Source organism: Pseudomonas sp. GL_091 (assembly GCF_057837725.1).
In genome coordinates, this window is the sequence record NZ_CM174451.1 from 743,471 (window position 1) to 770,469 (window position 26,999).

The 26,999-nt window shown below is 57.5% G+C and carries 27 protein-coding genes and 1 pseudogene; 16 read left to right on the forward strand and 12 right to left on the reverse strand.

Features of this window, described 5'->3' with window-relative positions:
- The first annotated feature begins 329 nt into the window (after nucleotides 1-329).
- A complete protein-coding gene (locus AC3ITY_RS03300; protein WP_489307597.1) occupies nucleotides 330-752 on the forward strand; it encodes a hypothetical protein in 423 nt (140 codons plus the stop codon).
- A 62-nt stretch (nucleotides 753-814) separates the two neighbouring features.
- Here AC3ITY_RS03300 and AC3ITY_RS03305 read toward each other — a convergent pair whose 3' ends face one another.
- Together AC3ITY_RS03305 and AC3ITY_RS03310 are read right to left on the reverse strand one after the other, a co-directional pair.
- Nucleotides 815-1,465: a hypothetical protein gene (locus tag AC3ITY_RS03305; protein WP_489307599.1), complete on the reverse strand. Its 651-nt coding sequence runs from the start codon at nucleotides 1,463-1,465 to the stop codon at nucleotides 815-817.
- Nucleotides 1,466-1,633: 168 nt separating this feature from the next.
- Nucleotides 1,634-1,921, reverse strand: a complete 288-nt coding sequence (locus tag AC3ITY_RS03310; protein WP_489307600.1) for a hypothetical protein — start codon at nucleotides 1,919-1,921, stop codon at nucleotides 1,634-1,636.
- Between the two features lie 184 nt (nucleotides 1,922-2,105).
- Here AC3ITY_RS03310 and AC3ITY_RS03315 point away from each other — a divergent pair, with 184 nt between their 5' ends.
- Complete coding sequence (locus tag AC3ITY_RS03315; RefSeq protein ID WP_489307602.1) at nucleotides 2,106-3,464, forward strand: hypothetical protein; 1,359 nt, start codon at nucleotides 2,106-2,108, stop codon at nucleotides 3,462-3,464.
- Between the two features lie 61 nt (nucleotides 3,465-3,525).
- On the opposite strand, the gene AC3ITY_RS03320 is transcribed toward AC3ITY_RS03315, so the two are convergent.
- The 3 genes from AC3ITY_RS03320 to AC3ITY_RS03330 all read right to left on the reverse strand — a co-directional run bounded on the left by AC3ITY_RS03320 (nucleotide 3,526) and on the right by AC3ITY_RS03330 (nucleotide 6,329).
- A complete protein-coding gene (locus AC3ITY_RS03320; RefSeq protein WP_489307604.1) occupies nucleotides 3,526-4,386 on the reverse strand; it encodes a hypothetical protein in 861 nt (286 codons plus the stop codon).
- Between the two features lie 132 nt (nucleotides 4,387-4,518).
- Entirely contained in the window at nucleotides 4,519-5,043 is a 525-nt protein-coding gene (locus tag AC3ITY_RS03325; protein ID WP_489307605.1) for a DUF6680 family protein, read from the reverse strand.
- A 335-nt stretch (nucleotides 5,044-5,378) separates the two neighbouring features.
- The gene (locus AC3ITY_RS03330; protein ID WP_489307606.1) at nucleotides 5,379-6,329 is read right to left on the reverse strand and encodes a LysR family transcriptional regulator; all 951 of its coding nucleotides are present in this window, start codon (nucleotides 6,327-6,329) and stop codon (nucleotides 5,379-5,381) included.
- A gap of 150 nt (nucleotides 6,330-6,479) precedes the next feature.
- On the opposite strand from AC3ITY_RS03330, the gene AC3ITY_RS03335 reads away from it, so the two are divergent.
- A complete protein-coding gene (locus AC3ITY_RS03335; RefSeq protein ID WP_489307608.1) occupies nucleotides 6,480-8,006 on the forward strand; it encodes a CoA-acylating methylmalonate-semialdehyde dehydrogenase in 1,527 nt (508 codons plus the stop codon).
- A 10-nt stretch (nucleotides 8,007-8,016) separates the two neighbouring features.
- A complete protein-coding gene (mmsB, locus tag AC3ITY_RS03340; protein WP_429368160.1) occupies nucleotides 8,017-8,904 on the forward strand; it encodes a 3-hydroxyisobutyrate dehydrogenase in 888 nt (295 codons plus the stop codon).
- A 161-nt stretch (nucleotides 8,905-9,065) separates the two neighbouring features.
- On the opposite strand, the gene AC3ITY_RS03345 is transcribed toward mmsB, so the two are convergent.
- The 4 genes from AC3ITY_RS03345 to AC3ITY_RS03360 form a co-directional block, all read right to left on the reverse strand.
- Entirely contained in the window at nucleotides 9,066-9,410 is a 345-nt protein-coding gene (locus AC3ITY_RS03345) for a cupin domain-containing protein (RefSeq protein ID WP_028624747.1), read from the reverse strand.
- A 106-nt stretch (nucleotides 9,411-9,516) separates the two neighbouring features.
- Entirely contained in the window at nucleotides 9,517-9,888 is a 372-nt protein-coding gene (locus AC3ITY_RS03350) for a MerR family transcriptional regulator (RefSeq protein WP_489307610.1), read from the reverse strand.
- A 49-nt stretch (nucleotides 9,889-9,937) separates the two neighbouring features.
- Complete coding sequence (locus AC3ITY_RS03355) at nucleotides 9,938-10,516, reverse strand: NAD(P)H-dependent oxidoreductase (protein ID WP_489307611.1); 579 nt, start codon at nucleotides 10,514-10,516, stop codon at nucleotides 9,938-9,940.
- 42 nt (nucleotides 10,517-10,558) lie between these two features.
- Entirely contained in the window at nucleotides 10,559-11,443 is an 885-nt protein-coding gene (locus tag AC3ITY_RS03360) for a LysR family transcriptional regulator (protein WP_489307613.1), read from the reverse strand.
- Between the two features lie 224 nt (nucleotides 11,444-11,667).
- Here AC3ITY_RS03360 and AC3ITY_RS03365 point away from each other — a divergent pair, with 224 nt between their 5' ends.
- A complete protein-coding gene (locus AC3ITY_RS03365; RefSeq protein ID WP_489307615.1) occupies nucleotides 11,668-12,432 on the forward strand; it encodes a sulfite exporter TauE/SafE family protein in 765 nt (254 codons plus the stop codon).
- Here AC3ITY_RS03365 and AC3ITY_RS03370 read toward each other — a convergent pair.
- The gene (locus AC3ITY_RS03370; RefSeq protein ID WP_489307617.1) at nucleotides 12,422-12,736 is read right to left on the reverse strand and encodes a putative quinol monooxygenase; all 315 of its coding nucleotides are present in this window, start codon (nucleotides 12,734-12,736) and stop codon (nucleotides 12,422-12,424) included. The genes AC3ITY_RS03365 and AC3ITY_RS03370 overlap by 11 nt on opposite strands.
- Nucleotides 12,737-12,898: 162 nt before the next feature.
- Here AC3ITY_RS03370 and mdaB point away from each other — a divergent pair, with 162 nt between their 5' ends.
- From mdaB to AC3ITY_RS03410, 8 genes are all read left to right on the forward strand, one after another.
- Nucleotides 12,899-13,489 (forward strand): NADPH:quinone oxidoreductase MdaB, encoded by a 591-nt coding sequence (gene mdaB / locus AC3ITY_RS03375; RefSeq protein WP_489307618.1) that lies wholly within the window; start codon nucleotides 12,899-12,901, stop codon nucleotides 13,487-13,489.
- 227 nt (nucleotides 13,490-13,716) lie between these two features.
- The gene (locus AC3ITY_RS03380; RefSeq protein WP_223448192.1) at nucleotides 13,717-14,628 is read left to right on the forward strand and encodes a LysR family transcriptional regulator; all 912 of its coding nucleotides are present in this window, start codon (nucleotides 13,717-13,719) and stop codon (nucleotides 14,626-14,628) included.
- Nucleotides 14,629-14,731: 103 nt separating this feature from the next.
- Nucleotides 14,732-15,625 (forward strand): NAD-dependent epimerase/dehydratase family protein, encoded by an 894-nt coding sequence (locus tag AC3ITY_RS03385; RefSeq protein WP_489307619.1) that lies wholly within the window; start codon nucleotides 14,732-14,734, stop codon nucleotides 15,623-15,625.
- A 209-nt stretch (nucleotides 15,626-15,834) separates the two neighbouring features.
- Nucleotides 15,835-17,280 carry a SulP family inorganic anion transporter gene (locus AC3ITY_RS03390; RefSeq protein WP_489307620.1) on the forward strand — a complete coding sequence of 482 codons (1,446 nt, stop codon included), beginning with the start codon at nucleotides 15,835-15,837 and terminating at the stop codon, nucleotides 17,278-17,280.
- Nucleotides 17,281-17,465: 185 nt separating this feature from the next.
- Nucleotides 17,466-18,815: a GntP family permease gene (locus AC3ITY_RS03395; protein ID WP_413421701.1), complete on the forward strand. Its 1,350-nt coding sequence runs from the start codon at nucleotides 17,466-17,468 to the stop codon at nucleotides 18,813-18,815.
- Nucleotides 18,816-18,829: 14 nt separating this feature from the next.
- The gene (locus AC3ITY_RS03400) at nucleotides 18,830-19,690 is read left to right on the forward strand and encodes a MurR/RpiR family transcriptional regulator (protein WP_489307622.1); all 861 of its coding nucleotides are present in this window, start codon (nucleotides 18,830-18,832) and stop codon (nucleotides 19,688-19,690) included.
- A 1-nt stretch (nucleotide 19,691) separates the two neighbouring features.
- A complete protein-coding gene (locus AC3ITY_RS03405; RefSeq protein ID WP_489307623.1) occupies nucleotides 19,692-21,149 on the forward strand; it encodes an N-acyl-D-amino-acid deacylase family protein in 1,458 nt (485 codons plus the stop codon).
- 229 nt (nucleotides 21,150-21,378) lie between these two features.
- Complete coding sequence (locus AC3ITY_RS03410; protein ID WP_489307624.1) at nucleotides 21,379-21,747, forward strand: glyoxalase superfamily protein; 369 nt, start codon at nucleotides 21,379-21,381, stop codon at nucleotides 21,745-21,747.
- 142 nt (nucleotides 21,748-21,889) lie between these two features.
- Here the strand turns inward: AC3ITY_RS03410 and AC3ITY_RS03415 are convergent, their stop codons facing one another.
- Nucleotides 21,890-22,753: a methyl-accepting chemotaxis protein gene (locus AC3ITY_RS03415; protein ID WP_489310764.1), complete on the reverse strand. Its 864-nt coding sequence runs from the start codon at nucleotides 22,751-22,753 to the stop codon at nucleotides 21,890-21,892.
- Nucleotides 22,748-23,809, reverse strand: a pseudogene (locus tag AC3ITY_RS03420) (methyl-accepting chemotaxis protein); the annotation flags it as partial. The gene AC3ITY_RS03415 and the pseudogene AC3ITY_RS03420, both read right to left, overlap by 6 nt.
- A gap of 259 nt (nucleotides 23,810-24,068) precedes the next feature.
- On the opposite strand from AC3ITY_RS03420, the gene pmrG reads away from it, so the two are divergent.
- The 3 genes from pmrG to AC3ITY_RS03435 all read left to right on the forward strand — a co-directional run bounded on the left by pmrG (nucleotide 24,069) and on the right by AC3ITY_RS03435 (nucleotide 26,999).
- Nucleotides 24,069-24,740 (forward strand): lipopolysaccharide core heptose(II)-phosphate phosphatase PmrG, encoded by a 672-nt coding sequence (gene pmrG, locus AC3ITY_RS03425; RefSeq protein WP_489307625.1) that lies wholly within the window; start codon nucleotides 24,069-24,071, stop codon nucleotides 24,738-24,740.
- Between the two features lie 34 nt (nucleotides 24,741-24,774).
- Complete coding sequence (locus AC3ITY_RS03430) at nucleotides 24,775-25,608, forward strand: phosphatase PAP2 family protein (RefSeq protein ID WP_489307626.1); 834 nt, start codon at nucleotides 24,775-24,777, stop codon at nucleotides 25,606-25,608.
- A gap of 338 nt (nucleotides 25,609-25,946) precedes the next feature.
- Nucleotides 25,947-26,999 (forward strand): metallophosphoesterase, encoded by a 1,053-nt coding sequence (locus AC3ITY_RS03435; RefSeq protein WP_489307628.1) that lies wholly within the window; start codon nucleotides 25,947-25,949, stop codon nucleotides 26,997-26,999.

Here is a 26,999-nt window from a genome sequence, read left to right on the forward strand (position 1 = left end):
ATAGGTTATTTTAGAATTAAGAACGGTTCTTGTTTGGACGCTCGCACATCGTTAAGAGCCTCACTTGAAAATCCCAGTTTCAAAACCAAGCTTCATAAGGATGAGGCCCAAAAATTTTGGGAAAATTTGGGTTTGGTGTGGAAAACGTCTTGTCTTATTTTCCCAGCCACCAGACAGCTCGCACCCTAGAATGTCATTCCTGTCTGACGGCGGAAATGAAATCTCGTGGGAAAGCGTCACCACCACCAAAGCAGAATGTTCTAGCATTATTCTAGTAGGATGTTGTAAGGTTCTCTCCGCCGCAACACAACAGACACGGAGAAATTGAAATGACAGAGTTCAAAAGCAAGACCTACACCAACGATCAGATTCAAGCCATCATTGCTTTGTATAAGCAGTCAGGCAAAGGCATCACCCTGTTCTGCAAGGAACGCGGCCACAAGCCAGCTTACCAAACCCTGAAAGGCTGGCTTGATGCTGCTGGTGAAGGTGTTGAAACCAAGGCACCTGCTGCCATCGGTGCTAAAACTGCACCAACCGACTTCAAGGCTAAGAAACTGGCGTTTGAACAGCACAAGACAGCGTATCTTGAGAGCCTGACTGATGAAGTCACCCGCATAAAGCGTGCAATGAGAGCGTTGCAGGATGATCTTGTGCTAGCGGAGACAGAGCTGGCAGACTTTATAAAGCAGAACCCAGTGCGGGAAAGTGACGTAACATCACTAGCGGAACTGCAAAAGAACAGCCAGTGAGTTTTCAGCAATGACGAAAGAGCCCGCCTAGAGCGGGCTTTATTAGGATATATCCACCCCTATCACTGCATTTCTTCAAGAAGCTTCTTTGTAATAACCTCTTGTTGAATCCAGTTCACTGTTATCTGCAAAAGCAGTTTAAGGTCTTTAATATCCTTTTCCACCCACTTTCTCACATAGTGGGTTTCATCATTTCCCAGCCAGATGGCCCGCTTTGCACATTGTTTAATATTCTCATTTGCGACAAAACCTTCGATAACCTGAGCTATAGGTCGCTTCTTAATGTCATCTTCTTTATCTGGGTGCTGCAAGGTGCAGTAGTCTTTAACAAGATATTCTAACGACTTTCTAAACCCAACACCTGCAATCTCTCCGAGCCCATAAGCTTCGGCTTGGTTGGCTTGCGAGAAAATCTCAGCAAACTGAGGAGATATATCAGCCACCTCCTCTACAACACTGACTTTTTTCGGAAAGCTGGGCAGTACTGATCCAAGGTAGTATGTACTGCTTTGAAATGTCTTCCTGTATGAGGCTATAAACATGCTCTTGCAGTTATTCTTTGGGCACACAAACAACGCATCTATATCGTCCTCTCTACTACACGTCATGGCTGTTATGAAATTCGGATTAACGCCAACATTGCAAATCGGGCAATGATCTGGATACAAACTTATCTCAACCGATCTTCCATTATCCAACTGAAGTCTACTCATAAATCCCCTAAGTCACATACCTGTGGTTATTCATATTGGTGTTATTCATTCAAGGGCGCATAGGAGAGGTTCTACTCCCACCGATCCGCCTGCAAGCCGTATTCTATAATGGTTACAGCCATTTTAAGCTGACACATTCAAGTGTGGATAGCCCACCCACCTCTTGTATCACTTCATTTGTTTGAGCTTAAGTTTGTAACCCCCAGCCTCCAGTGGTTTGTCACCAGTCTTACGGGGAATCTGGTAACACTCCCACCCCTGCTTGGGTAGTGGTTGGCCGGGAAACTGGAACTCCTGCTGCTCGGCTATAAACTTAGTCGATTCCTGCGCGTAGGCCACGCACTGCTCAACCGTTTCATAGACCGCTGTATCTTGTATCCTTTGGCACGCTGCACCGTCAGAGTTACAACTCAGGATGTACAGCGTATAACCTGCTGTGGCAAACATTGCGTTCATTTCACTGCTCCTATGCGCACCATATTAGCCACTCTAGCCCGAATCTTAGCTTATGTGCAAAAGTCACATTCCCACGGCGGGCGGGCATTAGTTCTTATGAAAAATGCTCTTCGTAATTTGTGCTCTGGTAGAATCCGCCGCCGACACATAATTACAACGTAGGACACGCTCTAGGAAATTAGGAATGTTAAACCAAAATCTGTCTTTGGCTGAGAAGGTAAAGAAGACAAGCGCCCGTTGGAACCCTCTACGGAAAGTTGATACTCTTGGTCAGTTTGATTTCACTACTTGTATAGTAATGCTTGACTCCTTGGAGGCTCCATCTGTTAAAGGTATCTCGCTCGCCGACTTGAAATCGGAAGAGAAGATCGATGTGGTAACCTACTCACGGTTGACTAAAGCTTTAGCTTTGGCTGTGCACGAATACACTCACTTTGTGGACTCGACCTCTACTCTTTGGGGGTTGAGACATCTTAGAATGCTCCACAGGGCATTTACATGCGAAATGACAGATGAGTCAAAGTTTCATGTGATGCGAACGTGCTACACACATCTCAAACGGATCAAACTTCCTGATTATTACACTACTGTCACCAAAGAGTTTGACACTGCTCGACCTTGGCAGTGGAGTCCAACCGCTGGTCGAGAGTTCCGCTATGACGGAAAGCCGGGTGAGCGGCCTATATTTTTCATCCGCTTCTTTAACGAAAACTGGGAGCCCATTGTTCGCTCTCCAATCTCAACAATTTCTCTCCTTGAAACTAGTGCGATGGCTGCTGAGTTGAGAGCTACAGCCTCATTAATAAAGCGAATTCAAGATGATGGAGAGCGTGCTGTTCAGACTAAAATTTTTGAAAATGAGACAATGGCATATCTCTATAATGAGAATCTCACCGAATATTCGGTATGCGCTCATCTGGTAGCAAACCGATTCAATGCTTCGGAGGCTAGCCTTACTTTTTGGGCATCAGCCATAATCGCGAGAGTGGTGCTGAACTCCAGTCAGGATGTGTACAGAACAGTCCTCAAGAATATAAAAGCTTTCTTTGATGTAGTTGGGTTGAGTAATGGGAAGCCAGAAGCTAAAGCAATCCGCCGGGGCTTAGAAAACTGTGATCCCGGGGTCTTGTTTTACGTTCTGTGTTTGAGAATGGATAAAAACGCGCTGGACAACGTAGCGGATTTTGCAATGTCGCTGATAGCTACGCTGATGCGATTTGGTGTTCATTACAAAAAAGATTATGAGAGAACAGCACTGGCGGAAGCTGAGAACATTATTGAAGAAGTGAGCACGAGCCGCGTCAAGACGATTGTAGACTTGGCAGTGGCAGGATTCGGGAACTTGATCAATACGGTAGGCCATTATGGCATGATGGACTTGCAAGAGATGAATTTGCCACCCGTTTTGTTGGGAGATAGCTCTATTCATAACTTCCATGACGTTGAACAAAATGATTTGAAGAATTTCGATGTTGAGGAGTCATATCTCGAAATGTTCGACGGTCAGCTCCAGATGGAGTCCTTCGGTGACGCCTGTATCTAGATGGACAGCTAGCCGTTTTTAGTCGAGTAAAAAGCTTGGGGTGCCTAGCGGCGTCCCTTGCTCACTTTATGCTTTTGCGATACTCAATAAACCGCTTCATTTCCTCGTATGGCACTTTCATTTGCCCGTGGAAGAAGAGTTTTTCTAGTGCTTGATAAAACTCCTTAGGGTCGGAAAGGAATTTCTTGATTTTTACCCTGCTTGCCCTAATCAGCTGACGATTAGAGTAGCCAGCTTTTGCCACTTCGTTATCAATCATTTGATTCATAATCTCTTCCTTGTCTTTCAAGCTGTAGTTATGGGTGTAGTAGGAAGCGATTGTTGAATAAAACCATTCACCTGCAATGAAGCGTTGAAATTTACTATCAAGGTGTGTAAGTGCGGTGCTCAGTTCGCCAGTTGATATGACTTCTTTATAGAATGGAAGAAGAGAGTCGTGAATGGCGCCTACACTAATCTCTTGGTTGGGTGCAATCATGAAGTGGAAGGGGCAAGGTGTTTTGAAGTTCACTGACCTCCACAGTGTAAAACCATGACACGATGCAAGCACTACAGCAATATTATTCCGGGTGGCGGCATTAAGGGGAGCTATGAGGACTGCTAAGTCAGGCCACGGTATGTACTCATTACTGGCTGACAGCCACAAGCCTTTCTCGTCATCCCCATGGCATTCAAAATGTAAAGCCGGTAACAGTACGCCTGCTCTGCACTCGCTCTCCATAGCTTTCAAGTGAGCTACCAGCATAACCCTATCTTTGATTACATAGCGTGTGCAGTAGTTGTATCGTCCGATGCTGTTGGCGAAGTCGGTAACATCTTCGTGTAGTCGACGCCCCGACTGACCTTCACCCTTTGAAAGCGCATCAAAAATGATCAACCCGTTATTACGACACACTGCTGTGTAGGTAATTTCGATGGCCATCTAGACCCCCTTCCATAAGTTTTCTCTTTCGCCACTCGATTGAGTTATATCTTAAGTCGGGCATAGTGATTTTCCATCGTAGATTCAATATTCCTTATTAGGGCGTCTTAGGGCCGGTGCATAGGTAAAGGTCTAAGCATTCTGATCGGGCAGATTTGTTACCCGCATTGGCACTACACGGTCACCTGCCAGCACTTGGATTAGGCCTCTACGAATTGCGGCCTGTTCATTTTCAGTATCCGAGTGATAGCGCGGTGCATACGAAGAATTTTTGATGTGCGTCTTATCGAAGTCGTAGTCAAGAACGATGGCCATTTTATGTAGCAAATTAACCAACAAATCTACCCTTTTGGATTCCCATTGTTCCTGAGATAGCTTGTCGTTATTCAGAAGGTCGTGATACTCCTTCCACGCTTCAACTACGGCTTTTTCTTTCTTGTGTGCCTTCATAAACTCAAGGTCGATTCGGTTCAGTGCTTCGACATGGGCCCAAGAGATCACATACGCCCGAGTTGCCATGAGAGTTTTGAAAATGCTGAGCTTGCGTCCCCGAACCTCGTTGCGGTCGTCAAGGTATCGTGTCGCCTGAACTGCAATGAATGGGCTGAGCAGTGTTGCCAAAATGATTAGCCAATCCGAGATTGAAATTTGGTCCACGATGAAGTCCTTCATCAAAGCTATGTTTAGGTAAGGGGATGCGGAATCAATGGCAGGGCCTCAACCTATAATTTCGCTGCCAATCTGCCCCTTCGACTGCACTGTGACAGCATAGGACTCCTTGAGAGTCTGGCAGAAAAATCTGAATGATCACCTCAGTACGGATATGTGCAGGCATCCCCGCCTTGCGACCCTTGCGTAGTCTTTATCCCATGCCTGTGCGTCTCTGAATGTCAACGTCGAGGTGTTACAAGTCGTGTATCAAACCCTGACACAAACCCTTGGCAACGGTCTGTTGACCTCGTTACGATGCCCCTACCTGATTCCTTGAAGATTCATGCCTCGGCAAACAGCATCTCCCGGCTTTCGCCCATCAGCAGACCCTGATTCTGCTCGGTCACCTGGCGGATGTAATCCCACAACAGGGTGATCCGCTTGAGCTTGCGCAGGTCTTCGCGGCAATACATCCAGAATTGTCGGGTGATATTGATTTCCTGCGGCAACACCGGCAGCAGGCGCGGGTCCTGAGTGGCGAGGAAGCACGGCAGGATCGCCAGTGAGCGTCCTTGCTGCGCGGCCACGAACTGCGCGATCACGCTGGTGCTGCGCAGGTTGGCACTGGCACCGGGCAATACGTTGGCCAGGTACAACAGCTCCGAACTGAACGCCAGGTCGTCGACGTAACTGATAAACGAATGTTTCGCCAAGTCTGCCGGGCGGCGGATCGGCGGGTGGTTGTCCAGATAATCCTGGGTCGCGTACAGCTGCAGTCGGTAGTCGCACAGTTTGCAGCAGACGTACGGGCCATGCTCGGGACGCTCCAGGGCGATGACGATGTCGGCCTCGCGCTTGGACAGGCTGATGAAGTGCGGCAGCGGCAGGATATCCACCGAAATGGCCGGATAGGTGTCGACGAAGTGGCTCAGCTGCGGCGTGATGAAAAAGCTGCCGAAGCCTTCGGTGCAGCCCATGCGCACATGACCGGACAGTGCCACGCCGGACCCGGAAACCTGCTCGCACGCCATGTGCAAGGTACTTTCGATCGACTCGGCATACCCCATCAACCGCTGGCCTTCGGCGGTCAGGATAAAGCCATTGGTCCGGGATTTCTCGAACAGCAAAGTACCCAACGCCGTTTCCAGGGAACTGATGCGCCGCGACACCGTGGTGTAGTCCACCGCCAGGCGCTTGGCCGCGGTGCTGGCCTTGCGGGTGCGGGCGACTTCGAGGAAAAACTTGAGGTCATCCCAGTTCAGCGAACCGAGGGAGGTGATGTTTTTTTGCATGTTGGACCGGTTTTTATGTGCGTTCATATTATAAGTTTGCACATCTATACTCCAAAAACAGTCCGACAACCAATTCGCGACACACGCCTCATCTCAAGGCGACTCTCTCGCCTTGGCTCCCACGATAAAAACAAAGATCTGGAGACCCACATGAACGCATCGCTCACGCCCAACGAAACCACCGTGCAAAAGGTCAAACTGTTGATCGACGGCGAGTGGGTCGAATCCAAGACCACCGAATGGCACGACATCATCAACCCGGCGACCCAGCAAGTGCTGGCCAAAGTGCCGTTTGCCACCGCCGAAGAAGTCGATGCTGCCATCAGTGCCGCTCATCGTGCTTTCCAGACCTGGAAGCTGACCCCGATCGGCGCCCGCATGCGCATCATGCTCAAGCTCCAGGCGCTGATTCGCGAGCATTCCAAACGCATCGCCGCAGTCCTCAGCGCCGAGCAGGGCAAGACCATTGCTGACGCCGAAGGCGACATTTTCCGTGGGCTGGAAGTGGTCGAGCACGCCTGCTCCATCGGCAGCCTGCAAATGGGCGAATTCGCTGAAAACGTCGCCGGTGGCGTCGACACCTACACCCTGCGCCAGCCAATCGGCGTGTGCGCCGGCATTACCCCGTTCAACTTCCCGGCGATGATTCCGCTGTGGATGTTCCCGATGGCCATCGCCTGCGGCAACACCTTCGTACTCAAGCCATCCGAACAGGACCCGATGTCGACCATGTTGTTGGTGGAACTGGCGATTGAAGCGGGTATTCCGGCCGGCGTGCTCAACGTCGTGCATGGCGGCAAGGACGTGGTGGACGGGCTCTGCACCCACAAGGACATCAAGGCGGTTTCCTTCGTCGGTTCAACCGCCGTCGGTACTCATGTCTATGACCTGGCCGGCAAACACGGCAAGCGTGTGCAATCGATGATGGGCGCCAAGAACCACGCTGTGGTGCTGCCGGACGCCAATCGCGAACAAGCGCTGAATGCGCTGGTGGGTGCCGGTTTCGGTGCTGCCGGCCAACGCTGCATGGCCACTTCGGTGGTGGTACTGGTGGGTGCGGCCAAGCAGTGGCTGCCGGATCTCAAGGCGCTGGCGCAGAAGCTCAAGGTCAATGCCGGCAGTGAGCCGGGTACCGATGTCGGCCCGGTGATCTCGAAAAAGGCCAAGGCGCGGATTCTCGATCTGATCGAGAGCGGCATCAAGGAAGGCGCGAAACTGGAGCTGGACGGTCGCGAGATCACGGTTCCCGGTTACGAGAAGGGCAACTTTGTTGGCCCGACCCTGTTCTCCGGCGTGACCACCGACATGCAGATCTACACCCAGGAAATCTTCGGCCCGGTGCTGGTGGTGCTGGAAGTCAAGACGCTCGACGAGGCCATCGCCCTGGTCAACGCCAACCCGTTCGGCAACGGCACGGGCCTGTTCACCCAGAGCGGCGCGGCGGCGCGTAAATTCCAGAACGAAATCGACGTCGGCCAGGTCGGCATCAACATCCCGATTCCGGTGCCGGTCCCATTCTTCAGCTTCACCGGTTCGCGCGGTTCCAAGCTCGGCGACCTCGGCCCGTACGGCAAGCAAGTGGTGCAGTTCTACACTCAGACCAAGACCGTCACCAGTCGCTGGTTCGATGACGACAGCGTCAACGACGGTGTGAACACCACCATCAACCTGCGTTAAGGAGCCGGACATGAAAATCGCTTTTATCGGTCTGGGCAACATGGGTGCGCCGATGGCGCGCAACCTGATCAAGGCCGGCCATGCACTGCGCCTGGTGGACCTGAACAAAGCCGTGCTGGCGGAACTGGAACAGCTGGGCGGCAGCATCAGTGCATCGGCCCGTGAAGCGGCAGAAGGCGCCGAACTGGTCATCACCATGCTGCCTGCTGCGGTGCATGTACGCAGTGTGTGGCTGGGTGAAGACGGCGTGCTCGCCGGTATCGGCAAAGGTGTACCGGCCGTGGATTGCAGCACCATCGATCCGCAGACCGCGCGGGACGTAGCCGCCGCCGCTGCCAAACAGGGCGTGGCCATGGCCGATGCACCGGTCTCTGGCGGCACCGGTGGTGCAGCCGCCGGGACGCTGACCTTCATGGTCGGCGCCACCCCCGAACTGTTCGCCACCCTGCAACCGGTACTGGCGCAAATGGGCCGCAACATCGTCCATTGTGGTGAGGTCGGCACCGGGCAAATCGCTAAAATCTGCAACAACCTGCTGCTGGGGATTTCCATGGTTGGCGTCAGCGAAGCCATGGCATTGGGCGATGCCCTGGGCATCGACACCAAGGTGCTGGCGGGTATCATCAACAGTTCCACCGGGCGTTGCTGGAGCTCGGAGATGTACAACCCATGGCCGGGCATCGTTGAAACAGCACCGGCGTCGCGCGGTTACACCGGCGGCTTTGGGGCCGAACTGATGCTCAAGGATCTGGGGCTGGCAACCGAAGCGGCGCGTCAGGCGCACCAGCCGGTGGTACTCGGCGCGGTGGCCCAGCAGTTGTATCAGGCGATGAGTTTGCGTGGGGAAGGGGGGAATGACTTCTCGGCGATCATCAACAGCTATCGCAAACCGTTGTAGGAGCGAGCTTGCTCGCGATGTTCTGCAACGATTACGCGGCAAGCCTGACACCCCTTGGTGGTCTCAGGTTTATCGCGAGCAAGCTCGCTCCTACAGGGATTGAATGTACCCAAAGATATTTACCGGGAGATCACGTCGGGTGATCCCCCGGTTTTTTTGTATCAGGCAAACACGAAATATTTGCGCACGGTTTCCACCACTTCCCAGGTGCCTTTCATCCCCGGCTCAACGACGAAAATGTCGCCGGCGCGCAGGTGGATCGGCGCCATGCCTTCCGGGGTGATGACGCAGTAGCCCTCCTGGAAATGGCAATACTCCCACTTCACATATTCCACGTACCACTTGCCTGGTGTGCAGATCCAGGTGCCCATGATCTTGCTGCCGTCTTCGCTCGTGTAGGCATTGAGGTTGACGGTGTGCGGGTCGCCTTCGAGTTTTTCCCATTTGCAGGCGTCGAGCACAGGCAGCGGGTGGGTGTCGCGAAGAACGGTAATCGGTGCGGTCATGATGACTCCGGGCAGTGGGCTCAAGAACTGAAGTCGCACCCTATAGCGCCTGTCCAACCATCAGTTGTCTGTGCTCGACACTGAGCTGTCCAGAAACGCACGGCCCTCAAATACGGGTCAGCGGGCAGTCGAGCCTGGATTGTTCGAGGCCGTTCTCGAACTCGACCAGTTGCGAGTGCTGTTGCGACAGCGCCGCTATCCGCTCAGCGATTTCCTGTTTTTTGCTGGCGATGACCTGGTGTGCCTGCTCCCATGGCAACTGCGGGCCCTGATGGCCGGCGAAGATCGGCTGCAATTCCTTGAGTCTGAAACCCAGTTGCTGGGCACATTTGATGAACATCAGCAGTTCAACGCTGTGCTGGTCATAGATGCGGTACTTGCCCAGGCGGCGAGCGGCAGGCAGCAGGCCAATCGACTCGTAGTGACGGATGCTTTTGACAGTGGTTCCGGAGCGCTGCGCGGCTTGGCCGATGTACATGGGAAGGTCCTTTTCTCCGAGGATAAAGCTCGGTGCATTATCGACCGACTCATCCGCTGGCGATAGCTTCGGCTTGGCGTAACCAGGCCGCATGCCGGTCTGCGCTGGCGCCGAGAATTGGCCCGAAGGTGAGGGTTCGGGTTGGCTTGATGCCACAGAATTCCAGCGTGGTCTTACGGACCTGGTGCAAGCCGGGCATGCGGTAGATCCATCGGTAGTACCAGGGCGGTGTGTCCATGGTCACCAGCAGGTGGGCGGTTCGGCCGCGCAGGAGTTTGTCGGGGAAGGCTTTGCCCTGGCGATATTTGAAGGCAAAACCCGGCAAGAACACCCGGTCGAAAAAGCCCTTGAGCAAGGCCGGTACGCCACCCCACCAGATCGGATAAACCAGCGTCAGTTGTTCGGCCCACAGGATGTCGGCCTGGGCGTTACGCAAGTCGTCTTCCAGCGGCTGGACCTGCTGATAGCCTTCACGCAGCACCGGGTCAAAATCCATGCTGCCGAGAAACAATTGACGCACTTCATGCCCGGCGTGCACTGCCGACTGTGTGTAGCGCTCGGCAAGGGCGGCGCAGAAGCTGTTGCTTGATGGATGCCCGAGAATCACCAATATTCGTTTACCCATCATCGCTATCCTTGAAGATCAAACCTCAAGGATAAAGTCTGCTCCTCAGGGGAGAGTCAAGGCGTGCAGCAGGGCCTTGGCATAGCCGGGTAATGCGGCGAAGTCCCGGGCACAGAGCAACAGTTTGCGTTGGCCCCAGGGTTCTTGCAGGGCGAGGCTTTTGAAGTGCAGTCCGCCTGACCCGCGTTCGACCGCGGCCAACGGTACGATTGCCAGTCCAGCCCCCCGGGCGACCATGCGCATCACGCCATCGAAGCCATCGGCGCGGATGCGAATCTGCATGCGCAGGCCGGCGTGCAGTGCCTGTTCTTCCAGATACACCGCCAAGGCGCTGTTTGCATTCAGGCCGACGTAGTCGTGATGCAGGGTGTCGGTGAAGCTCACTGAGGTTGCCTGCGCCAAGGGATGTTCCCGGGGCATGATCAGCACCAGCGGATCATCGCGGAACGCTCGGGTCTGCAGGTCATCGGTGTCCACCGCGTCGGAAACGATGCCGAGGTCCGCCGCACCCTGGCGTAAGGCGTGGGTGATACGGGTACTGGGCAGTTCCTGCAGGTCGATGTCGAGGTTGGGATGGCTGTGCAGGAAGTCCGCGAGCAACTCTGGCAGGTACTCGGTGATTGCCGTGGTATTGCACAGCAGCCGCACCTGACCTTTGACGCCCCGGGCGTATTCGGCCAGCTCCTGTTGCAGGCGTTCGGCCTGTTGCAGCAGAACCCGGGCGTGTCGGGCCAGGGCATTGCCGGCCGGTGTCGGGCTGACCCCGCGACGATTGCGCTGAAGAAACTCGACGCCCAGCGACGCCTCCATGGCGCGAATTCGCGCACTGGCCGCCGCGAGGGACAAATGACTGCGTGCGGCGCCGGCGGTGATGTTGCCGGTGTCGAGGATGTTCAGGTACAGGCGCAGGTCGGTCAGGTCGAAGTGCATTACAACAATCCCGAGTTGAATGTTGTCTGGAAGGGCGCCTTCGCGGGCAAGCCCGCTCCTACAGTGGACCAGGTTCTCCCGACTGCATGCGATCAAATGTAGGAGCGGGCTTGCCCGCGAAGAGGCCAGTCGCTTCAGCGAAATACTCAGCCTCTGTCAGGGCAAGAGGCAGCCTCAGTATATGGCAGATTTTCAATCAACCCCCGCGGGCTCACCATGGCTCCATGAACACACTCTCAGCGTTTTATCAGAATCTCGGGTTGGCCCTTTCGTTGCTGGTTATCGGCACCTTTGTGCTGGCCGGCATGATCAAGGGCGTGATCGGCCTCGGCCTGCCGACCGTTGCCATGGGGCTGCTAGGTCTGGCTATGGCGCCGACGCAGGCTGCGGCGCTGCTGATCATTCCGGCGACCCTGACCAACATTTGGCAATTGGCATTCGGCGGGCATCTGTCGGGGCTGGTCAAACGGCTGTGGCCGATGTTGCTGGCGATTTTCTTCGGCACCGGGGCAGGCACGCTGTGGGTCGGCATGAGCGGTGGCCATTGGGTGGTGCGGGGGTTGGGCGCGGCATTGTTGCTGTATGCGCTGAGCGGTTTGTTCCTGCCGACTGTGCGTGTGGGGCGGCGCAGCGAACGCTGGCTCGGTCCATTGTGTGGCGTGCTGACAGGCGTCATCACTTCGGCCACCGGCGTGTTCGTGATTCCGGCGGTGCCTTATCTGCAAGCGCTGGGTTTGAGCAAGGACGAACTGGTACAGGCGCTGGGCCTGTCGTTCACCGTCTCGACCCTCGCGCTGGCCGGTGGCTTGCTATGGCGTGGCGCGCTTGGCGGGGGCGAGTTGAGCGCGTCGCTGTTGGCGCTGATCCCGGCAATGCTCGGCATGTGGTTGGGGCAATCGCTGCGCCAGCGGATCAGCTCCCTGTGGTTCAAGCGCGTGTTCTTCGTTGGCCTGGGTGTGCTCGGCGGCCATTTGCTGATCAGCGGCTAGCGGACGACGGGCTGATCATCTCGATGGCGCGGATCTCGAAGTCCCGTTCCAGGTATTCATCACGCTGCGCGAGAAACTGCTTCATGTGTGGCAGGTTCGAGTGCACGTCGAGGTGGGCCTGGGATTGCCAGATCTCGTAGAAGATGAACAGGGTCGGGTCCTGTTTGTCGCGCAACATGTGGTATTCGATGCAACCGGGTTCGGCTCGGCTCGCTTGCACATAGCCGCTGAAAAACGCTTCGAAGGCATCGGATTTTTCCGGGCGGGTCTTGGCGTGCAGGATGAAGCCCTGGATTTCATTCATCTACATCTCTCCTCAAGTCAGAACTGGCGCCAGTCTAAGGCAACAATCTCCTGTTGATTCGTGCTTGTAGGTCAAATGAATTTTGCCGAATCGACGCTTACTCCGCGCGAGGTCGATCGGTACTCTGCCGCCATCCGATTCCCGACCTTCCCGAGACCTCCCATGAAAAAAGTCCTGTTGCTCAATGGCGGCAAAAAATTTGCGCACTCCGACGGCCGCTACAACGCCACCCTGCATGAAGCCGCGCTGAGCGTGCTGGATCGTGGCGGTATGGATGTGAAAACCACCTTCATCGACGAGGGTTACGACATCGCCGAAGAAGTGACCAAGTTCCTCTGGGCCGACGTGATCATCTACCAGATGCCCGGCTGGTGGATGGGCGCGCCGTGGACCGTGAAAAAGTACATCGATGAAGTCTTCACCGAAGGCCATGGCAGCCTCTATGCCAGCGACGGTCGCACCCGTTCGGACGCGTCGCAGAAGTACGGCAGCGGCGGTCTGATTCACGGCAAGCAATACATGCTGTCGCTGACCTGGAACGCTCCGCAGCAAGCCTTCGACGACCCGAGCGATTTCTTCGAAGCCAAGGGCGTGGACGCGGTGTACTTCCCGTTCCACAAGGCCAACGAGTTCCTGGGCATGACCGGTTTGCCGACGTTCCTGTGCGTGGACGTGATGAAGCGCCCGAACATCGAAGGTGATGTGGCGCGATATGAGCAGCATTTGGCTGAGGTGTTTGGCCTGAAGGCGTAACTGTCAGCTAGTATCGAAAGCCTGAGTTTGTGTGCGCACTCTTGTGGCGAGGGAGCTTGCTCCCGCTGGTGCGCGCAGCGGACCCAAAACCAGCCTGCGCGGTGGTTCAAGTTGTCCGCGTCAAACCATTTACGACGGCTTCGCCGCCGAGCGGGAGCAAGCTCCCTCGCCACAAGGGTTCTTCTCAGCTCGCAAGAACCGGTCAGGACTATCGATAAGGGACACACGTGAAAGCCAGATCCGATGAATTACAGGTTTTCGTCTGCGTGATTGAATGTGGGTCGATTTCTGCGGCGGCCGAGCAGGTCGGGCAAACGCCTTCGGCGGTCAGTCGTACGCTGTCGCGGCTGGAGGCCAAGCTCGACACCACCTTGATCAATCGCACCACGCGGCGCATGGACCTGACCGAAGAGGGCAAGTATTTCTTCGAACACGCCAAGCGGATTCTCGATCAGATGGATGAGCTCGAAGAGCGCCTGTCCTCGCGCCAGCAAACACCGTCCGGGCGGCTGCGGATCAACGCGGCATCACCTTTCATGCTGCACGCCATCGTGCCTTACATCGATGAATTCCGCCGGCTGTACCCCGACATCCAGCTCGAACTCAACAGCAACGATTTGATCATCGACCTGCTGGAACAGAGCACCGACATCGCCATCCGCATCGGCACCCTGACCGACTCGACGCTGCATGCCCGCTCCCTGGGTTGCAGCCCGCTGCACATCGTCGCCAGCCCGGCCTACCTGGAAAAGCACGGCACACCGCAAGCGGTGGCTGACCTGGCCCACCATACGCTGCTGGGGTTCACCCAGAACGAAGGCCTCAACCAATGGCCGCTGCGTTATGTGCATGGCGATCGCTGGCCGATCCAGGCGTCGATCAGCGCATCGAGCGGCGAGACCATCCGCCATCTCGCACTGGACGGCCAGGGCATCGCCAGCCTGTCGCATTTCATGACCATCGAAGACATTCGTGCCGGGCGCTTGAAAGTGTTGCTGGCCGAATTCAACAGCGGTTATCGCCAGCCGATCAACGCGGTGTACTACCGTAACTCGCAACTGGCCCTGCGGATTCAATGCTTCCTGGACTTTATCCAGGGCAAGTTGGTGGATTATGCGAGCGCAGACTTCAAGGGCTGATTCGTGATTCCTGCGCAAAAGTGAATTGGGTTAGAGGGCATTTTTCGGCAGTGATCGCTCCTTGATACTCCTTGCATCACTGATCAACGCAGGGAGTTTATCCATGAATGTATTCGTTACCGGTGCCGCCGGTTTTATCGGCGGTTCCATCGCCACGGGCCTGGTCCAGGCCGGCCACAACGTCACCGGTCTGGTGCGCAGCGCCGAACAAGCCGATGAACTGCGCGCACTGGGCATTTCTGCGGTGGTGGGCAGTCTGGACGACAACGACCTGTTGGCCGATCAGGCACTGGCTGCGGACGCGGTGATCAACGCCGCCAGCAGCGATCATCGTGGCGCGGTGGAAGCCTTGCTCGATGCCTTGCGCGGTGCTGGCAAAGTGTTCCTGCACACCAGCGGTTCGAGCATCGTCGGTGATGCCTCGGGCGGTAAATCCAGTGATGTCATCTACTTCGAAGACAACCTGCCGAAACCGACAGTCGACAAGGCGGCGCGCGTGGCCATCGACAACCTGATCCTGGCGGCGGCCATGGACGGGGTGAACTCGGCGGTGATCTGCAACACGCTGATCTACGGTCATAGCCTGGGCGTCCATCGCGACAGCGTGCAGTTGCCGCGCCTGCTCAAACAGGCGCGCAAAAGCGGTGTGGTGCGTCATGTCGGCCCGGGCCAGAACATCTGGTCCAATGTGCACATCGAGGACGTGGTTGCACTGTACCTGCTGGCGCTGACTGAAAACGTACCGGGCACCTTCTACTTCGTCGAAAGCGGTGAAGCGTCGTTCATCGACATGACCACCGCCATGGCCCAGGCGCTGAATCTGGGCAAGCCGCAGGACTGGGCGCTCAATGACGCGGAAGCCGAGTGGGGCTATGAAATGGCCAATTATGGTTTGGGTTCCAACAGTCGGGTGCGCGGTAAGCATGCTCGGGAGTTGTTGGGCTGGGTGCCGAAGCGCACGTCGGTAGTGGAGTGGATTCTCGACGAGATGGTTTGAGTTCGCTTAAAACCGCGTCATCGTTCATCGCGGGCAAGCCACGCTCCCACAGGTACTGTGTTGTTCGCTCATTTCGTGAACGACACAAAACCTGTGGGAGCGTGGCTTGCCCGCGATGACGTTTTCAGCAGCCCATTAACTGGCCGGTCGGCCCTCGATTCCGTAACATCCGCACACTCTTTTTCGTCTCTCCCTGTGTGCGGTTCCCCATGAAAGCAAAACGTCTACGCGCCGATGTACTGGCCGGACTTACCACGTCCTTCGCCCTGTTGCCCGAGTGCATCGCTTTCGCGCTGGTGGCTCATCTCAATCCGCTGATGGGGCTCTACGGCGCGTTCATCATCTGCACCCTGACCGCGCTGTTCGGCGGGCGACCGGGCATGGTGTCCGGCGCGGCCGGCTCGATGGCCGTGGTGATCGTCGCGCTGGTGGTGCAACACGGCGTGCAGTATCTGCTGGCCACGGTGTTGCTGGGCGGGTTGATCATGATGGCGTTCGGGCTGCTCAAACTCGGCAAACTGGTGCGCATGGTGCCGCACCCGGTGATGCTCGGCTTCGTCAACGGCCTGGCGATCATCATTGCCCTGGCGCAACTGGAGCACTTCAAGAGCGGGGAGGCCTGGTTGAGCGGTACGCCGCTGTACATGATGATCGGGCTGGTCGCGGTGACCATGACGGTTGTCTATGTGCTGCCGCGCCTGACCCGTACGGTGCCGCCGGCGCTGGTGGCGATTCTCGGCGTGGGCCTGGCGGTGTATCTGCTTGGCCTGCCGACCCGCACCCTGGGCGATATGGCGCACATTGCCGGTGGCTTGCCCACGCTGGCGCTGCCGGACATTGCGTGGAACCTGGACACCCTGCGCATCATCGCGCCCTACGCGATCCTTATGGCGATGGTCGGGTTGCTGGAAACCCTGTTGACCCTGAACCTCACCGACGAAATCACCGAAAGCCGTGGCTACCCGGATCGCGAGTGCGTGGCGCTGGGGGCGGCGAATGTGGTGTCCGGTGCGCTCGGCGGCATGGGCGGTTGCGCGATGATCGGCCAGACTATGATCAACCTCAGTTCCGGCGGGCGCGGGCGTTTGTCCGGTGTGGTGGCCGGGGTGTCGATCCTGTTGTTCATCCTGTTTCTGTCTCCGCTGATCGAGCGCATCCCGCTGGCCGCGCTGGTAGGGGTGATGTTCGTGGTGTCGCAACAGACCTTCGCCTGGGCCTCGTTGCGGGTGCTGAACAAGGTGCCGTTGAACGACGTGCTGGTGATCATCGCGGTGACGGTGATTACCGTTTTCACCGACTTGGCAATGGCGGTGCTCTGCGGGATCATCATCGCGGCACTGAACTTTGCCTGGCAGCAGGCCCGACAGTTGTATGCCGACAGTCATCTGGAAACTGACGGCAGCAAGCTGTACCGGGTGCATGGCACGCTGTTCTTCGCCTCGACCGCACCCTTTCTCAATCAGTTCGATCCGGCCAATGACCCGGCGCAAGTGACACTTGATTGCCAGCACCTGAGCTTTGTCGACTACTCGGCCATCGCCGCGCTGGGCACCTTGCGCGAGCGCTATGCCAAGGCTGGCAAGCACCTGCGGGTGCAGCATTTGTCCGAGCGTTGCAAGAAATTGCTCAAGCGCGCCCGGATGCAGCACGACTGAAATCAATCAGGCAGGCGCGATGAAAATCCGCCTGCCTGATTTTCATTATTTGCGACAACTCATACCTCTGTACGACGCGCCTTACCTCTGCACGAAAATTACTTTCACCTCGTTTGAAAATCACCCGCCGAAATGTTTTAAGAGTTTCACAAATATTTCGACGTGACCCTCTCGAGGAGTACCGCATGACCCCGTCCTTCGGCTATTGGCTGCTGGTGTATGCCGCTGTTGCCATCATTGCACTGATCGTTCTGATCGCCCGTTACCGGCTCAATCCGTTCATTGTCATCACCCTGATTTCCCTTGGCCTGGCGCTGGTCGCCGGGATGCCGCCGTCGGGTGTGGTGGGGGCGTACGAGGCGGGTGTCGGCAAGACCCTGGGGCACATCGCGCTGGTGGTGGCGCTGGGCACCATGCTCGGCAAGATGATGGCCGAGTCCGGTGGCGCCGAGCAGATGGCCCGTACGCTGATCGACCGCTTTGGCGAGAAGAATGCGCATTGGGCGATGGTGTGCATCGCGTTTCTGGTGGGGCTGCCGCTGTTCTTCGAAGTCGGTTTCGTCTTGCTGGTGCCGATTGCCTTTACCGTGGCGCGGCGCGTGGGCGTCTCGATCCTGATGGTCGGCTTGCCGATGGTCGCCGGGCTTTCGGTGGTGCATGCGCTGGTGCCGCCGCACCCGGCGGCGATGCTGGCGGTGCAGGTGTATCAGGCGTCGGTGGGGCAGACCTTGATGTACGCGATCCTGATCGGCATTCCGACCGCGATCATCGCCGGTCCCCTGTACGCCAAATTCATCGTGCCGCGTATTCAGTTGCCGGCGGAAAACCCGCTGGAACGACAGTTTCTTGAACGTGAGCCGCGCGACAGCCTGCCGGGTTTCGGCATCACCATGGCGACCATTTTGTTGCCGGTGGTGCTGATGCTGATCGGCGGTTGGGCCAATCTGATTTCCACGCCGGGCAGTGGCTTCAACCAGTTCCTGCTGTTCATCGGCAACTCGGTGATCGCGCTGTTGCTGGCCACATTGCTGAGCTTCTGGACCCTCGGCCTGGCCCAGGGCTTCAACCGCGAGTCGATCCTCAAGTTCACCAACGAATGTCTGGCGCCGACCGCGAGCATCACGTTGCTGGTCGGCGCTGGTGGTGGCTTGAACCGGATTCTGGTGGACGCCGGCGTCACCGACCAGATCGTCGGCCTGGCCCACGAGTTCCATCTGTCGCCGCTGTTGATGGGCTGGCTGTTTGCCGCGTTGATGCGCATCGCCACCGGTTCTGCCACTGTGGCCATGACCACCGCTTCAGGCGTGGTCGCGCCAGTGGCCATTGGTCTGGGTTATCCCCATCCGGAGCTACTGGTGCTGGCGACTGGCGCCGGGTCGGTTATCTTTTCCCACGTCAATGACGGCGGTTTCTGGTTGATCAAGGAATACTTCAACATGACCGTTGCCCAAACCTTCAAGACCTGGACCGTGCTCGAGACGTTGATCTCGGTCGTTGCCTTCGGCCTGACCGTTGGCCTTTCTTACCTGATTTAGCCGGAGCCACTTGCATGGACATCCTCTACCAGATCCGCGCCCGTCAGGATTCCTTCAGCGCCGGTGAAGGACGCATCGCCCGCCTGATGCTCGACGACGTAGGATTTGCCGCCTCCGCCAGCCTTGATGAACTGGCGCTGCGGGCGGAAGTCAGCAGCGCCACGCTGTCGCGGTTCGCCCGCACGGTCGGCTGTAAGGACCTGCGTGACTTACGCTTGCAACTGGCCCAGGCCAGCGGCGTCGGCAGCCGGTTTCTCGACCCGGCGGGCACGCCCGAGCAGTCGGCGTTCTACGGGCAGATCGTGGGTGACATCGAGTCGACTTTGCGCCAGCACCTGGCCGCGTTCGATGAGTCACGTTTCGCCGATGCGGTGAAACTGCTGGGCAAGGCGCAGATGATTCACGCTTTCGGCATGGGCGGCTGCTCGACCCTGTGCAGCGATGAACTGCAGGTGCGCCTGGTTCGCCTCGGCTATCCGATTGCGGTGTGCCACGATGCGGTGATGATGCGCGTCACCGCCGCCAGCCTCAGCGCCGAACACGTGGTGATTGTCTGCTCGCTGACCGGGATCACCCCGGAGCTGATTGAAACGGTGGAACTGGCGCGCAACTATGGCGCACGCATTCTGGCCATCACCCGGGCGGATTCGCCGCTGGCGCAACGGGCCGACATTGTCCTGCCCCTGCAGAGCGCCGAAACCTCGTTCATCTACAAACCCACGGCAGCGCGCTACGGCATGCTGCTGGCCATCGATGTGCTCGCCACCGAGCTTGCATTGGCCAATCCTGAAGACAATCAAGAACGTCTGCGGCGGATCAAACTCGCCCTCGACGAATACCGCGGCGGCGACGATCACTTGCCGCTGGGAGACTGACATGCAGTACGACACGCTGATTCGCAACGCCCTGATCATCGACGGCAGCAACAGCCCCGGATACCCCGCCGACGTGGCCATTCTCAACGGGCGCATCGAGCGTATCGGCGACTTGCGCGATGCCCGTGCCAGCGAGGAAATCGACGCGCAGGGCCATGTGCTGGCGCCGGGTTTCATCGATGTGCACACCCATGACGACACCGTAGTCATTCGTCAGCCGCAGATGCTGCCCAAGCTCAGCCAGGGCGTGACCACGGTCATCGTCGGCAACTGCGGGATCAGTGCGTCACCAGTGAGCTTGCGCGGCGATCCGCCAGATCCGATGAACCTGCTGGGCACGGCCGCTGCGTTCGTATATCCGACCTTCCGCGATTACCGCGCGGCGGTAGAAGCGGCGAACACCACGCTGAACGTTGCTGCGTTGGTCGGCCACACGGCGTTGCGCAGCAATCATCTGGACGACCTGTATCGCACCGCCACGGCGGACGAAATCAGCGCGATGCGTGAGCAATTGCGCGAAAGCCTTGAGGCTGGCGCCTTGGGCCTGTCCACCGGCCTTGCCTATGCCAGTGCCTTCTCGGCGTCCACCGAGGAAGTGATGCAGCTGACTGAAGAGTTGACCGCGTTCGGGGCGGTCTACACCACCCATTTGCGCAGCGAGTTCGAACCGGTGCTGGAGGCCATGGACGAGGCGTTCCGGATCGGTCGTCATGCGCAAAGCCCGGTGATCATTTCTCACCTCAAATGCGCCGGCGCCGGTAACTGGGGGCGTAGTCCGCAGCTGCTGGCGTCCCTCGAACAGGCGGCGAAAACCCACCTGGTGGGTTGCGACTGTTATCCCTACGCCGCGAGCTCTTCGACCCTGGACCTCAAGCAGGTGACCGATGCCCATCGCATCACCATCACCTGGTCGACGCCGCACCCGGAGATGGGTGGCCGCGACCTGATGGACATTGCCGCCGAATGGAATGTGCCGTTGCTGGAGGCCGCTCGCCAACTGCAACCGGCCGGTGCGGTGTACTACGGAATGGATGAGGCGGATGTCCGCAGAATCCTCGCGCATCCGCTGTCGATGGTCGGCTCCGACGGCTTGCCGGAAGACCCGTTTCCGCACCCACGCTTGTGGGGCGCATTCCCCCGGGTGCTCGGACATTTCAGTCGTGATGTAGGACTGTTCCCGTTGCACACCGCCGTGCACAAAATGACCGGGCTGTCGGCGGCACGCTTCGGTTTGAAGGAGCGCGGTGAAATACGCGAAGGCCATTGGGCCGACCTGGTGTTGTTCGATCCGGCGACCATCCGTGATGTCGCCGATTTCAACGACCCGCAGCGGGCGGCGCAAGGTATCGAGGGCGTATGGGTCAATGGTGTGTTGAGCTACCGCGATGGCCAGGCCAACGGGCGCAGGGAAGGGCGGTTCCTGGCCCGGGAAGGGGATTTGCGCACGGGTTTTCAGTGAGTTTCGAGGACTGCGTCACAGTGATGGCATTTTGAGACTAAAGATTGGCATTTCCGCGCCGAAGGACTGTTATCAAAGCCGACAACCTAACGCTGTTCAATCATGTAGGAGCGAGCCTGCTCCGGGCGGCGATCCGACGATGGAGTCAAAGGCGCCGCGTTTAGCCAGTCAAAACGCGTTATCGTTAACGACCATCGCGAGCAGGCTCGTTCCTACAGGGAGCAACCCGATGAGCTTCGGCAAAACCACTCCGATCCTGCGCATTTTCGACGAAGCCAAGGCAGTGGAGTTCTACGTCGACTTCCTCGGTTTCAAGATCGACTGGCAGCATCGTTTCGAAGCCAGCCTCCCGTTGTACCTGCAAGTCTCGCGGGGTGAGTGCGTGCTGCACTTGTCCGAATACAACGGCGACAGTACGCCGGGTTCGGCCTTGCGCATCGAGACCGATGAACTGGAAGCCTTCCAGGAGCAATTGCTGGCCAAGGCGTATGCGTTTGCGCCTCCACAGATCCAGGCCATGCCATGGGGTAGCCAGGATATGACCATCAGTGATCCGTTTGGCAATCGGTTGGTGTTTACCAATGCGATTTGTGTTTAAAACCGTTCGCCAGTCGCTCAGGGTTACCCGGCATGATGTGCCAAGAGCAGCCCGCTCCCACAGGGGGCGATGGGACGACACAGATCCATTGTGGGAGCGAGCCTGCTCGCGATTGGATCTATCATTAAGCGCTGACTGAATGTCAGACGCGGAAGTGGCTGACCATCATCTGCAACTGACTCCCCAGTCGAGCGAGTTCAACACTCGACGCAGCCGTTTCATCACTCGCAGCAGCAGTCTGTTCAGACACGTCGCGCACGTTGATGATGCTACGGCTGATCTCTTCGGCCACGGCGCTTTGCTGTTCGGCAGCGGCGGCGATCTGCTGGTTCATCGACTGGATGTTGGACACCGTGCGGGTGATATTCTCCAGTGACTCGCCGGCCTTGCGGGTCAGGGCCACGCTGCTGTCGGTGAGGACTCGGCTGTTGTTCATCACCGCCGACACTTGTTGCGTGCCGTTCTGCAGACCGGCCACCAGGCCTTCGATTTCCTCGGTGGATTTCTGCGTGCGCTGGGCCAGGCCGCGGACCTCGTCGGCCACCACGGCAAAACCACGACCGGCTTCACCGGCACGGGCCGCTTCGATGGCGGCATTGAGCGCCAGCAGGTTGGTCTGCTCGGCGACGGCCTTGATCACATCCATGACGCTGCCGATCTTGTCGCTTTCCTGTTGCAGCACGCTCATGGCCTCGGTGGAACGTACCACTTCGCTGGCCAGACGCTCGATCTGGGCGATGGCTTCGTTGACCACCTTGTCACCTTCACGGGCTTCGCCGTCCGCCGCCGCAGCGGCTTGCGAGGCTTCTTCGGCGTTGCGCGCGACTTCCTGCACGGTGGCGGTCATCTCGTGCATGGCGGTGGCCACCTGATCGGTCTCGACTTTCTGGCTGTTGACCCCGGCGCTGGTCTGCTCGGTCACGGCCGACAGCTCTTCGGCGGCGCTGGCGATCTGGGTCACGCCGTCGCGGATGCCGCTGATCAAGTCGCGCAGGGTCACGCCCATACGTGCGATGCCTTGCTGCAACACCCCGAGCTCATCTTGGCGGGTGACCAGCACGTTCTGGGACAGGTCACCGCTGGCGATGCGATCGACCACCGCCAGGGTTTCACGCAATGGGCGGGTGATCTGGTGAGTGATGACCACAGCGGCAATGACGCCCACCAGCAACGCCAGCAAGGTGCTGATCATTTGCAGGGTGCGTGCCTGGGCGCTTTCGGCGTCACGGCGGTCGAGCTGGATCTGGTACAGCTGATCGCTCTGGGACACGATGGCGGTGCCCTGGTCGGTCATTTCCTTGCGCGCTTGCACCGCGTCATTGCTGGCGGCCTTGTAGGCCTGCAAGGCGTTGCGGTAGTTGCCTAGCGCAGTTTCCAGCTGACGCAGGGCGTCTTGTTGGGAATCGGCGAAGTGCGCGTTCAGCGGTTTCAGGCTGGCGATGGCGGCGTCCAGTTGGCCGATGGCTTTTTGCTCGGTCTCGGCATTGGTACTGGTGGTGTAGCCGCGCACTTCGTAGCGGGCCAACAGGAACGCTTCCTTGGCCGCGGTGATGACTTGGAACTGTTCGAAGCGCTGGTCGCTCAACGGCATTTGCTGCACGCGGGTATTGATGTCATTGATCAGCGTGTTGGCGGTTTCGGCGTTGGCACTGATGGCGTCGCGGGCGCTGTTGCCGGCGCGATAGGCGCTGCGCATCTTGCCCAGGGACGTCTTGTAGGCGTCGATGACGGCGCCTTGCTCGCGCAGCAGCTTGAGGTTTTCCGGGCTCTTGAACTTCGCCAGCAGGGTTTGCTGCTGGGCCGAGAAGGCGTCGAGGGTGGTCTGCACGCTCTGCGCGGCGGTTTCGTCGCCGTTGGTCAGCATGTATTGCAGGCGAACCACGCGCAGCTTGGTCAGGCCGGCGTTGAGCTGGGTGATGTCGCTCATCCAGTTACTGCGGTCGATCAACCCGCCCAGGCTGGTCCAGCCGGTCAGGGCGAGGACGCAGGTCAGTGCCAGGACCAGGCCAAACCCCAGGCCCAGTTTCAGGTTCACGCTGATGTTGCCGAACCAGCTATTCATCACATTCCTCCAGGAACTTGGTACTTCTTTATCGTCGGTTGGCTGGAAGATTGTTTTTTTTGGGGGCCGCCAAGCTGTGTAAGCAGGATGTATCGGCAGCAATCCCGGGAGCTGAAAGGTTTTTGTGTGGCGGATTCTGTAACAAGGTTTTTGCAATGCTTTAAGCTTTTTTTCACATGTCTTTCACCCGCCGGCAACGCACGTTTCTTTAGCCTTTCGGGATCTAATGAGGTGTTGCGTGCCGGTGAGGCGGCTTGATGTGGAATTGAGACTGAGTCTTTTCGGGAAAAAACGCTCGATCGATCTGAACCGCTATGCCCGCTATCGCAATGCCGCCGTGGTGTTGGCCTCGGCGCTGCTGGTCATCCCGCTGACCGTATTTTTGTTGCGTCCCGCCACCGCACCGGACCTGGCTCACGGTAATGTAGCCGGTGCACAGGCGTTGATGACGGGATGGGCCAAGGGCGACATGATCGTGCTGGTGCGTCACGTCGAGCGCTGCGATCACTCCTCGGCGCCTTGCCTGATAGGCAACGATGGCATTACCGAGCGCTCTCGCAGTGTTGCCGAGAGCCTCGGGGTACAGTTCAAGCACCTGGGCCTGGACAAGGCTGATATCTACAACAGCCCGATATTGCGTACAGCGCAGACCGCCAACTTCATGTTCAACAAGGTTGGCACGGGTGAAAACTGGCTGATCAGTTGCAAGGGCACCATGTTGCGCGACTCCCTGGCGCACAAAGTGGCCGGGCGCAACCTGATTCTTGTCACTCACAGCGAGTGCATGGAGCAACTGGAAAAAGACCTCAAGTTGCCGGCATCGACGCTGGGTTACGGCGCCTCTCTGTTTATTTCCGCCGAAACCCCGCAGACTCCGCGCATGCTTGGCTTCATCGAAGCTTCCGACTGGAGCTCGGTGACCACTCGTTGAGCTTTTCCTTCATCTTTCAGAATCAGGATTCACAATGCTGACCGCTTCTCGCTACCGCTTTTACTGGGTGAACTTCGGTATTCCGCTGGCCTGCGCGGTCGTGGTGTTTCTGATGTTCGACATGACCAGCATCGACATCGCCTTCAATAATTACTTTTTTGATCCGGTGACGCAGACGTTCCCGTTGGACCATGTCCATCTGTTCGAAAAAATTACCCATAAATGGGCGCGGATCATCCCGAACTGGACGGGCGAGATCGCGATTATCGGTGCCTTGCTGTCATTTCTCTGGCCGCGCCTGAAGGCTGAAAAGCACTCGAAAATCATCGCCTTCCTGGAAAAAATCAAAGTCGCACCGGTGCTGCGCTTTGCCACCCGGCACCGTCGCGATTTTCTCTACGTGGTGTTCGCGTTCTCCATCAGCACCGGGGTGATTCACTACCTCAAGGGCCACACCAGCGTGTATTGCCCGATCGAGACCACCCAGTACGGCGGCAAAAAGGAGCACGTTGAGTGGTATGAGAATTTCGACCTGCTGAAAGTCGCCGGTGACGGTCGCTGCTGGCCGGGCGGACACGCATCGGGCGGTTTCACCATGCTGGCGTTGTACTTCGTGGCTCGCCGTTATCGCTGGCGCTATTCGAAAGCGATCATGTACGGCTCGCTGACCCTCGGTTTCATCTATGGCACCACACGGGTATTGCAAGGGTGGCACTACATGTCCCACACCTTCTGGGCCGGGATCTTCGTGTGGTTGGCGTGTTTGCTGACGGCGCTGGCGTTCTATGGGCGAGCGAGGCTGGAACAGCCCGTGCTCTCCAAGGCGCAACAACCGGTGCCGACGGCTCAGACTCAGCCTGTGAATTGAGTTGGCGTTGAACTGAAAAACCCGCAACCCGAAAGGGTTGCGGGTTTTTTTTGCCCGGGGAAACCTTCAGAAAGCTCAGGGTTCGTGTGCGACTGCGATCAACGGTACAGCAGGCGCAGAGGCGGTTTTTCCAGAAACGCTTCGCTGAAAAGTCGCAGGCAACACAGCGCACGACATGACTTCTGGCTACCGGAAAAGGAAGGCCGAAAAAACAGGCTGGAAAAAGTCTAAAGAACGATTTCTTAACAAATCGTGGACAAATGCTGTGATCTATTGGGGGGTAGATTGATCTTCATTTCGCCACCCTGTCTGGCTTTCCAAGCCCAGTGAGCCCCTGAGTGAAACGCACAAATTCCACCTCGATTTCTGCAAAACGTTTGGTGCTCCGAAGGATCGTACTTGGCTCAGGCATTGCCTTCGCTCTTTTATTGGCGAGCGGTGGTTACTGGCTGTTTACGCCACCATCGCCGTACGTTCCGTTGAGCGGTCTGGACCCTGCATCGGTGTCGATGATCGCGGTGGGCGATCAGGGTAGCGGCGACTTGCAACAGTGGCGGGTGGGACAAGCCATGGAGTGGGTTGCGTCCAGGGAGGGGCGCCTGGACATGGTGGTTTTCCTCGGCGACAACTTCTATGGCAAGCCATTGACCAGCACCCACGATCTCCACTGGGAAACCCGATTCGAGCGTGTCTATTGGGGCCATTGGCTCAGCCGTGTGCCATTCTACGCGGTGCTGGGCAATCACGATTACCCGGTGTCGCAAAAATACGAGATCGAGTACGGCCAACAGCACAAGGGATCGGGCCGTTGGCAGTTGCCGGCGAATTTCTACGTCAAGGATTTCGGTGACGTCGACGGGCGGCCATTGGTGCGGATGGTGTTCCTCGACACCTCGGCGCCACGTGAGAGTTTGCAGCAGCAAATCGATTTGATCGATCAGGCGTACCAGGCACCCGGACCGGCACCGGTATGGCGAATAGCCGCGTCCCATCACCCGGTGCGCAATCAAGGCAAGCATGACGAGGAGTCGAATCTGCTCACATGGCTCTTGCCAGTGTTGCAACGCAACCACGTCGATCTGCTTTTGTCGGGTCATGATCACAACCAGCAATTGCTGTTGCGTGCAGGCGAACCCGCTTGGGTGATTTCCGGGGCGGGTGGTAAGAGGCTGTCTGCCTTGCAAACGCCAACACCGGATAGCACCTTTACTGACTCGCGGGCTGGTTTTGCCAAACTCGACCTGAGTGCCACTCAACTCAGGCTGGGGTATTACAACGACCGCGGCGATCTGGAATCCGGCTTTCGCTGGGCCAGAGACTGCCAGTGGATGGCCAAAGGCTGTTTGCTGCCCGAGCAATCGCAAGGGAGCGTCGCGCAGGTGGCACAGTGA

Excerpts from the sequence above, each read along its gene's own strand:
- AC3ITY_RS03300 (WP_489307597.1), top strand. The coding sequence starts at position 330 with ATGACAGAGTTCAAAAGCAAGACCTACACCAACGATCAGATTCAAGCC.
- AC3ITY_RS03305 (WP_489307599.1), bottom strand. The coding sequence starts at position 1,465 with ATGAGTAGACTTCAGTTGGATAATGGAAGATCGGTTGAGATAAGTTTG.
- AC3ITY_RS03310 (WP_489307600.1), bottom strand. The coding sequence starts at position 1,921 with ATGAACGCAATGTTTGCCACAGCAGGTTATACGCTGTACATCCTGAGT.
- AC3ITY_RS03315 (WP_489307602.1), top strand. The coding sequence starts at position 2,106 with ATGTTAAACCAAAATCTGTCTTTGGCTGAGAAGGTAAAGAAGACAAGC.
- AC3ITY_RS03320 (WP_489307604.1), bottom strand. The coding sequence starts at position 4,386 with ATGGCCATCGAAATTACCTACACAGCAGTGTGTCGTAATAACGGGTTG.
- AC3ITY_RS03330 (WP_489307606.1), bottom strand. The coding sequence starts at position 6,329 with ATGCAAAAAAACATCACCTCCCTCGGTTCGCTGAACTGGGATGACCTC.
- AC3ITY_RS03335 (WP_489307608.1), top strand. The coding sequence starts at position 6,480 with ATGAACGCATCGCTCACGCCCAACGAAACCACCGTGCAAAAGGTCAAA.
- mmsB (WP_429368160.1), top strand. The coding sequence starts at position 8,017 with ATGAAAATCGCTTTTATCGGTCTGGGCAACATGGGTGCGCCGATGGCG.
- AC3ITY_RS03345 (WP_028624747.1), bottom strand. The coding sequence starts at position 9,410 with ATGACCGCACCGATTACCGTTCTTCGCGACACCCACCCGCTGCCTGTG.
- AC3ITY_RS03350 (WP_489307610.1), bottom strand. The coding sequence starts at position 9,888 with ATGTACATCGGCCAAGCCGCGCAGCGCTCCGGAACCACTGTCAAAAGC.
- AC3ITY_RS03355 (WP_489307611.1), bottom strand. The coding sequence starts at position 10,516 with ATGATGGGTAAACGAATATTGGTGATTCTCGGGCATCCATCAAGCAAC.
- AC3ITY_RS03360 (WP_489307613.1), bottom strand. The coding sequence starts at position 11,443 with ATGCACTTCGACCTGACCGACCTGCGCCTGTACCTGAACATCCTCGAC.
- AC3ITY_RS03365 (WP_489307615.1), top strand. The coding sequence starts at position 11,668 with ATGAACACACTCTCAGCGTTTTATCAGAATCTCGGGTTGGCCCTTTCG.
- AC3ITY_RS03370 (WP_489307617.1), bottom strand. The coding sequence starts at position 12,736 with ATGAATGAAATCCAGGGCTTCATCCTGCACGCCAAGACCCGCCCGGAA.
- mdaB (WP_489307618.1), top strand. The coding sequence starts at position 12,899 with ATGAAAAAAGTCCTGTTGCTCAATGGCGGCAAAAAATTTGCGCACTCC.
- AC3ITY_RS03385 (WP_489307619.1), top strand. The coding sequence starts at position 14,732 with ATGAATGTATTCGTTACCGGTGCCGCCGGTTTTATCGGCGGTTCCATC.
- AC3ITY_RS03390 (WP_489307620.1), top strand. The coding sequence starts at position 15,835 with ATGAAAGCAAAACGTCTACGCGCCGATGTACTGGCCGGACTTACCACG.
- AC3ITY_RS03395 (WP_413421701.1), top strand. The coding sequence starts at position 17,466 with ATGACCCCGTCCTTCGGCTATTGGCTGCTGGTGTATGCCGCTGTTGCC.
- AC3ITY_RS03400 (WP_489307622.1), top strand. The coding sequence starts at position 18,830 with ATGGACATCCTCTACCAGATCCGCGCCCGTCAGGATTCCTTCAGCGCC.
- AC3ITY_RS03405 (WP_489307623.1), top strand. The coding sequence starts at position 19,692 with ATGCAGTACGACACGCTGATTCGCAACGCCCTGATCATCGACGGCAGC.
- AC3ITY_RS03410 (WP_489307624.1), top strand. The coding sequence starts at position 21,379 with ATGAGCTTCGGCAAAACCACTCCGATCCTGCGCATTTTCGACGAAGCC.
- AC3ITY_RS03415 (WP_489310764.1), bottom strand. The coding sequence starts at position 22,753 with ATGGGCGTGACCCTGCGCGACTTGATCAGCGGCATCCGCGACGGCGTG.
- AC3ITY_RS03430 (WP_489307626.1), top strand. The coding sequence starts at position 24,775 with ATGCTGACCGCTTCTCGCTACCGCTTTTACTGGGTGAACTTCGGTATT.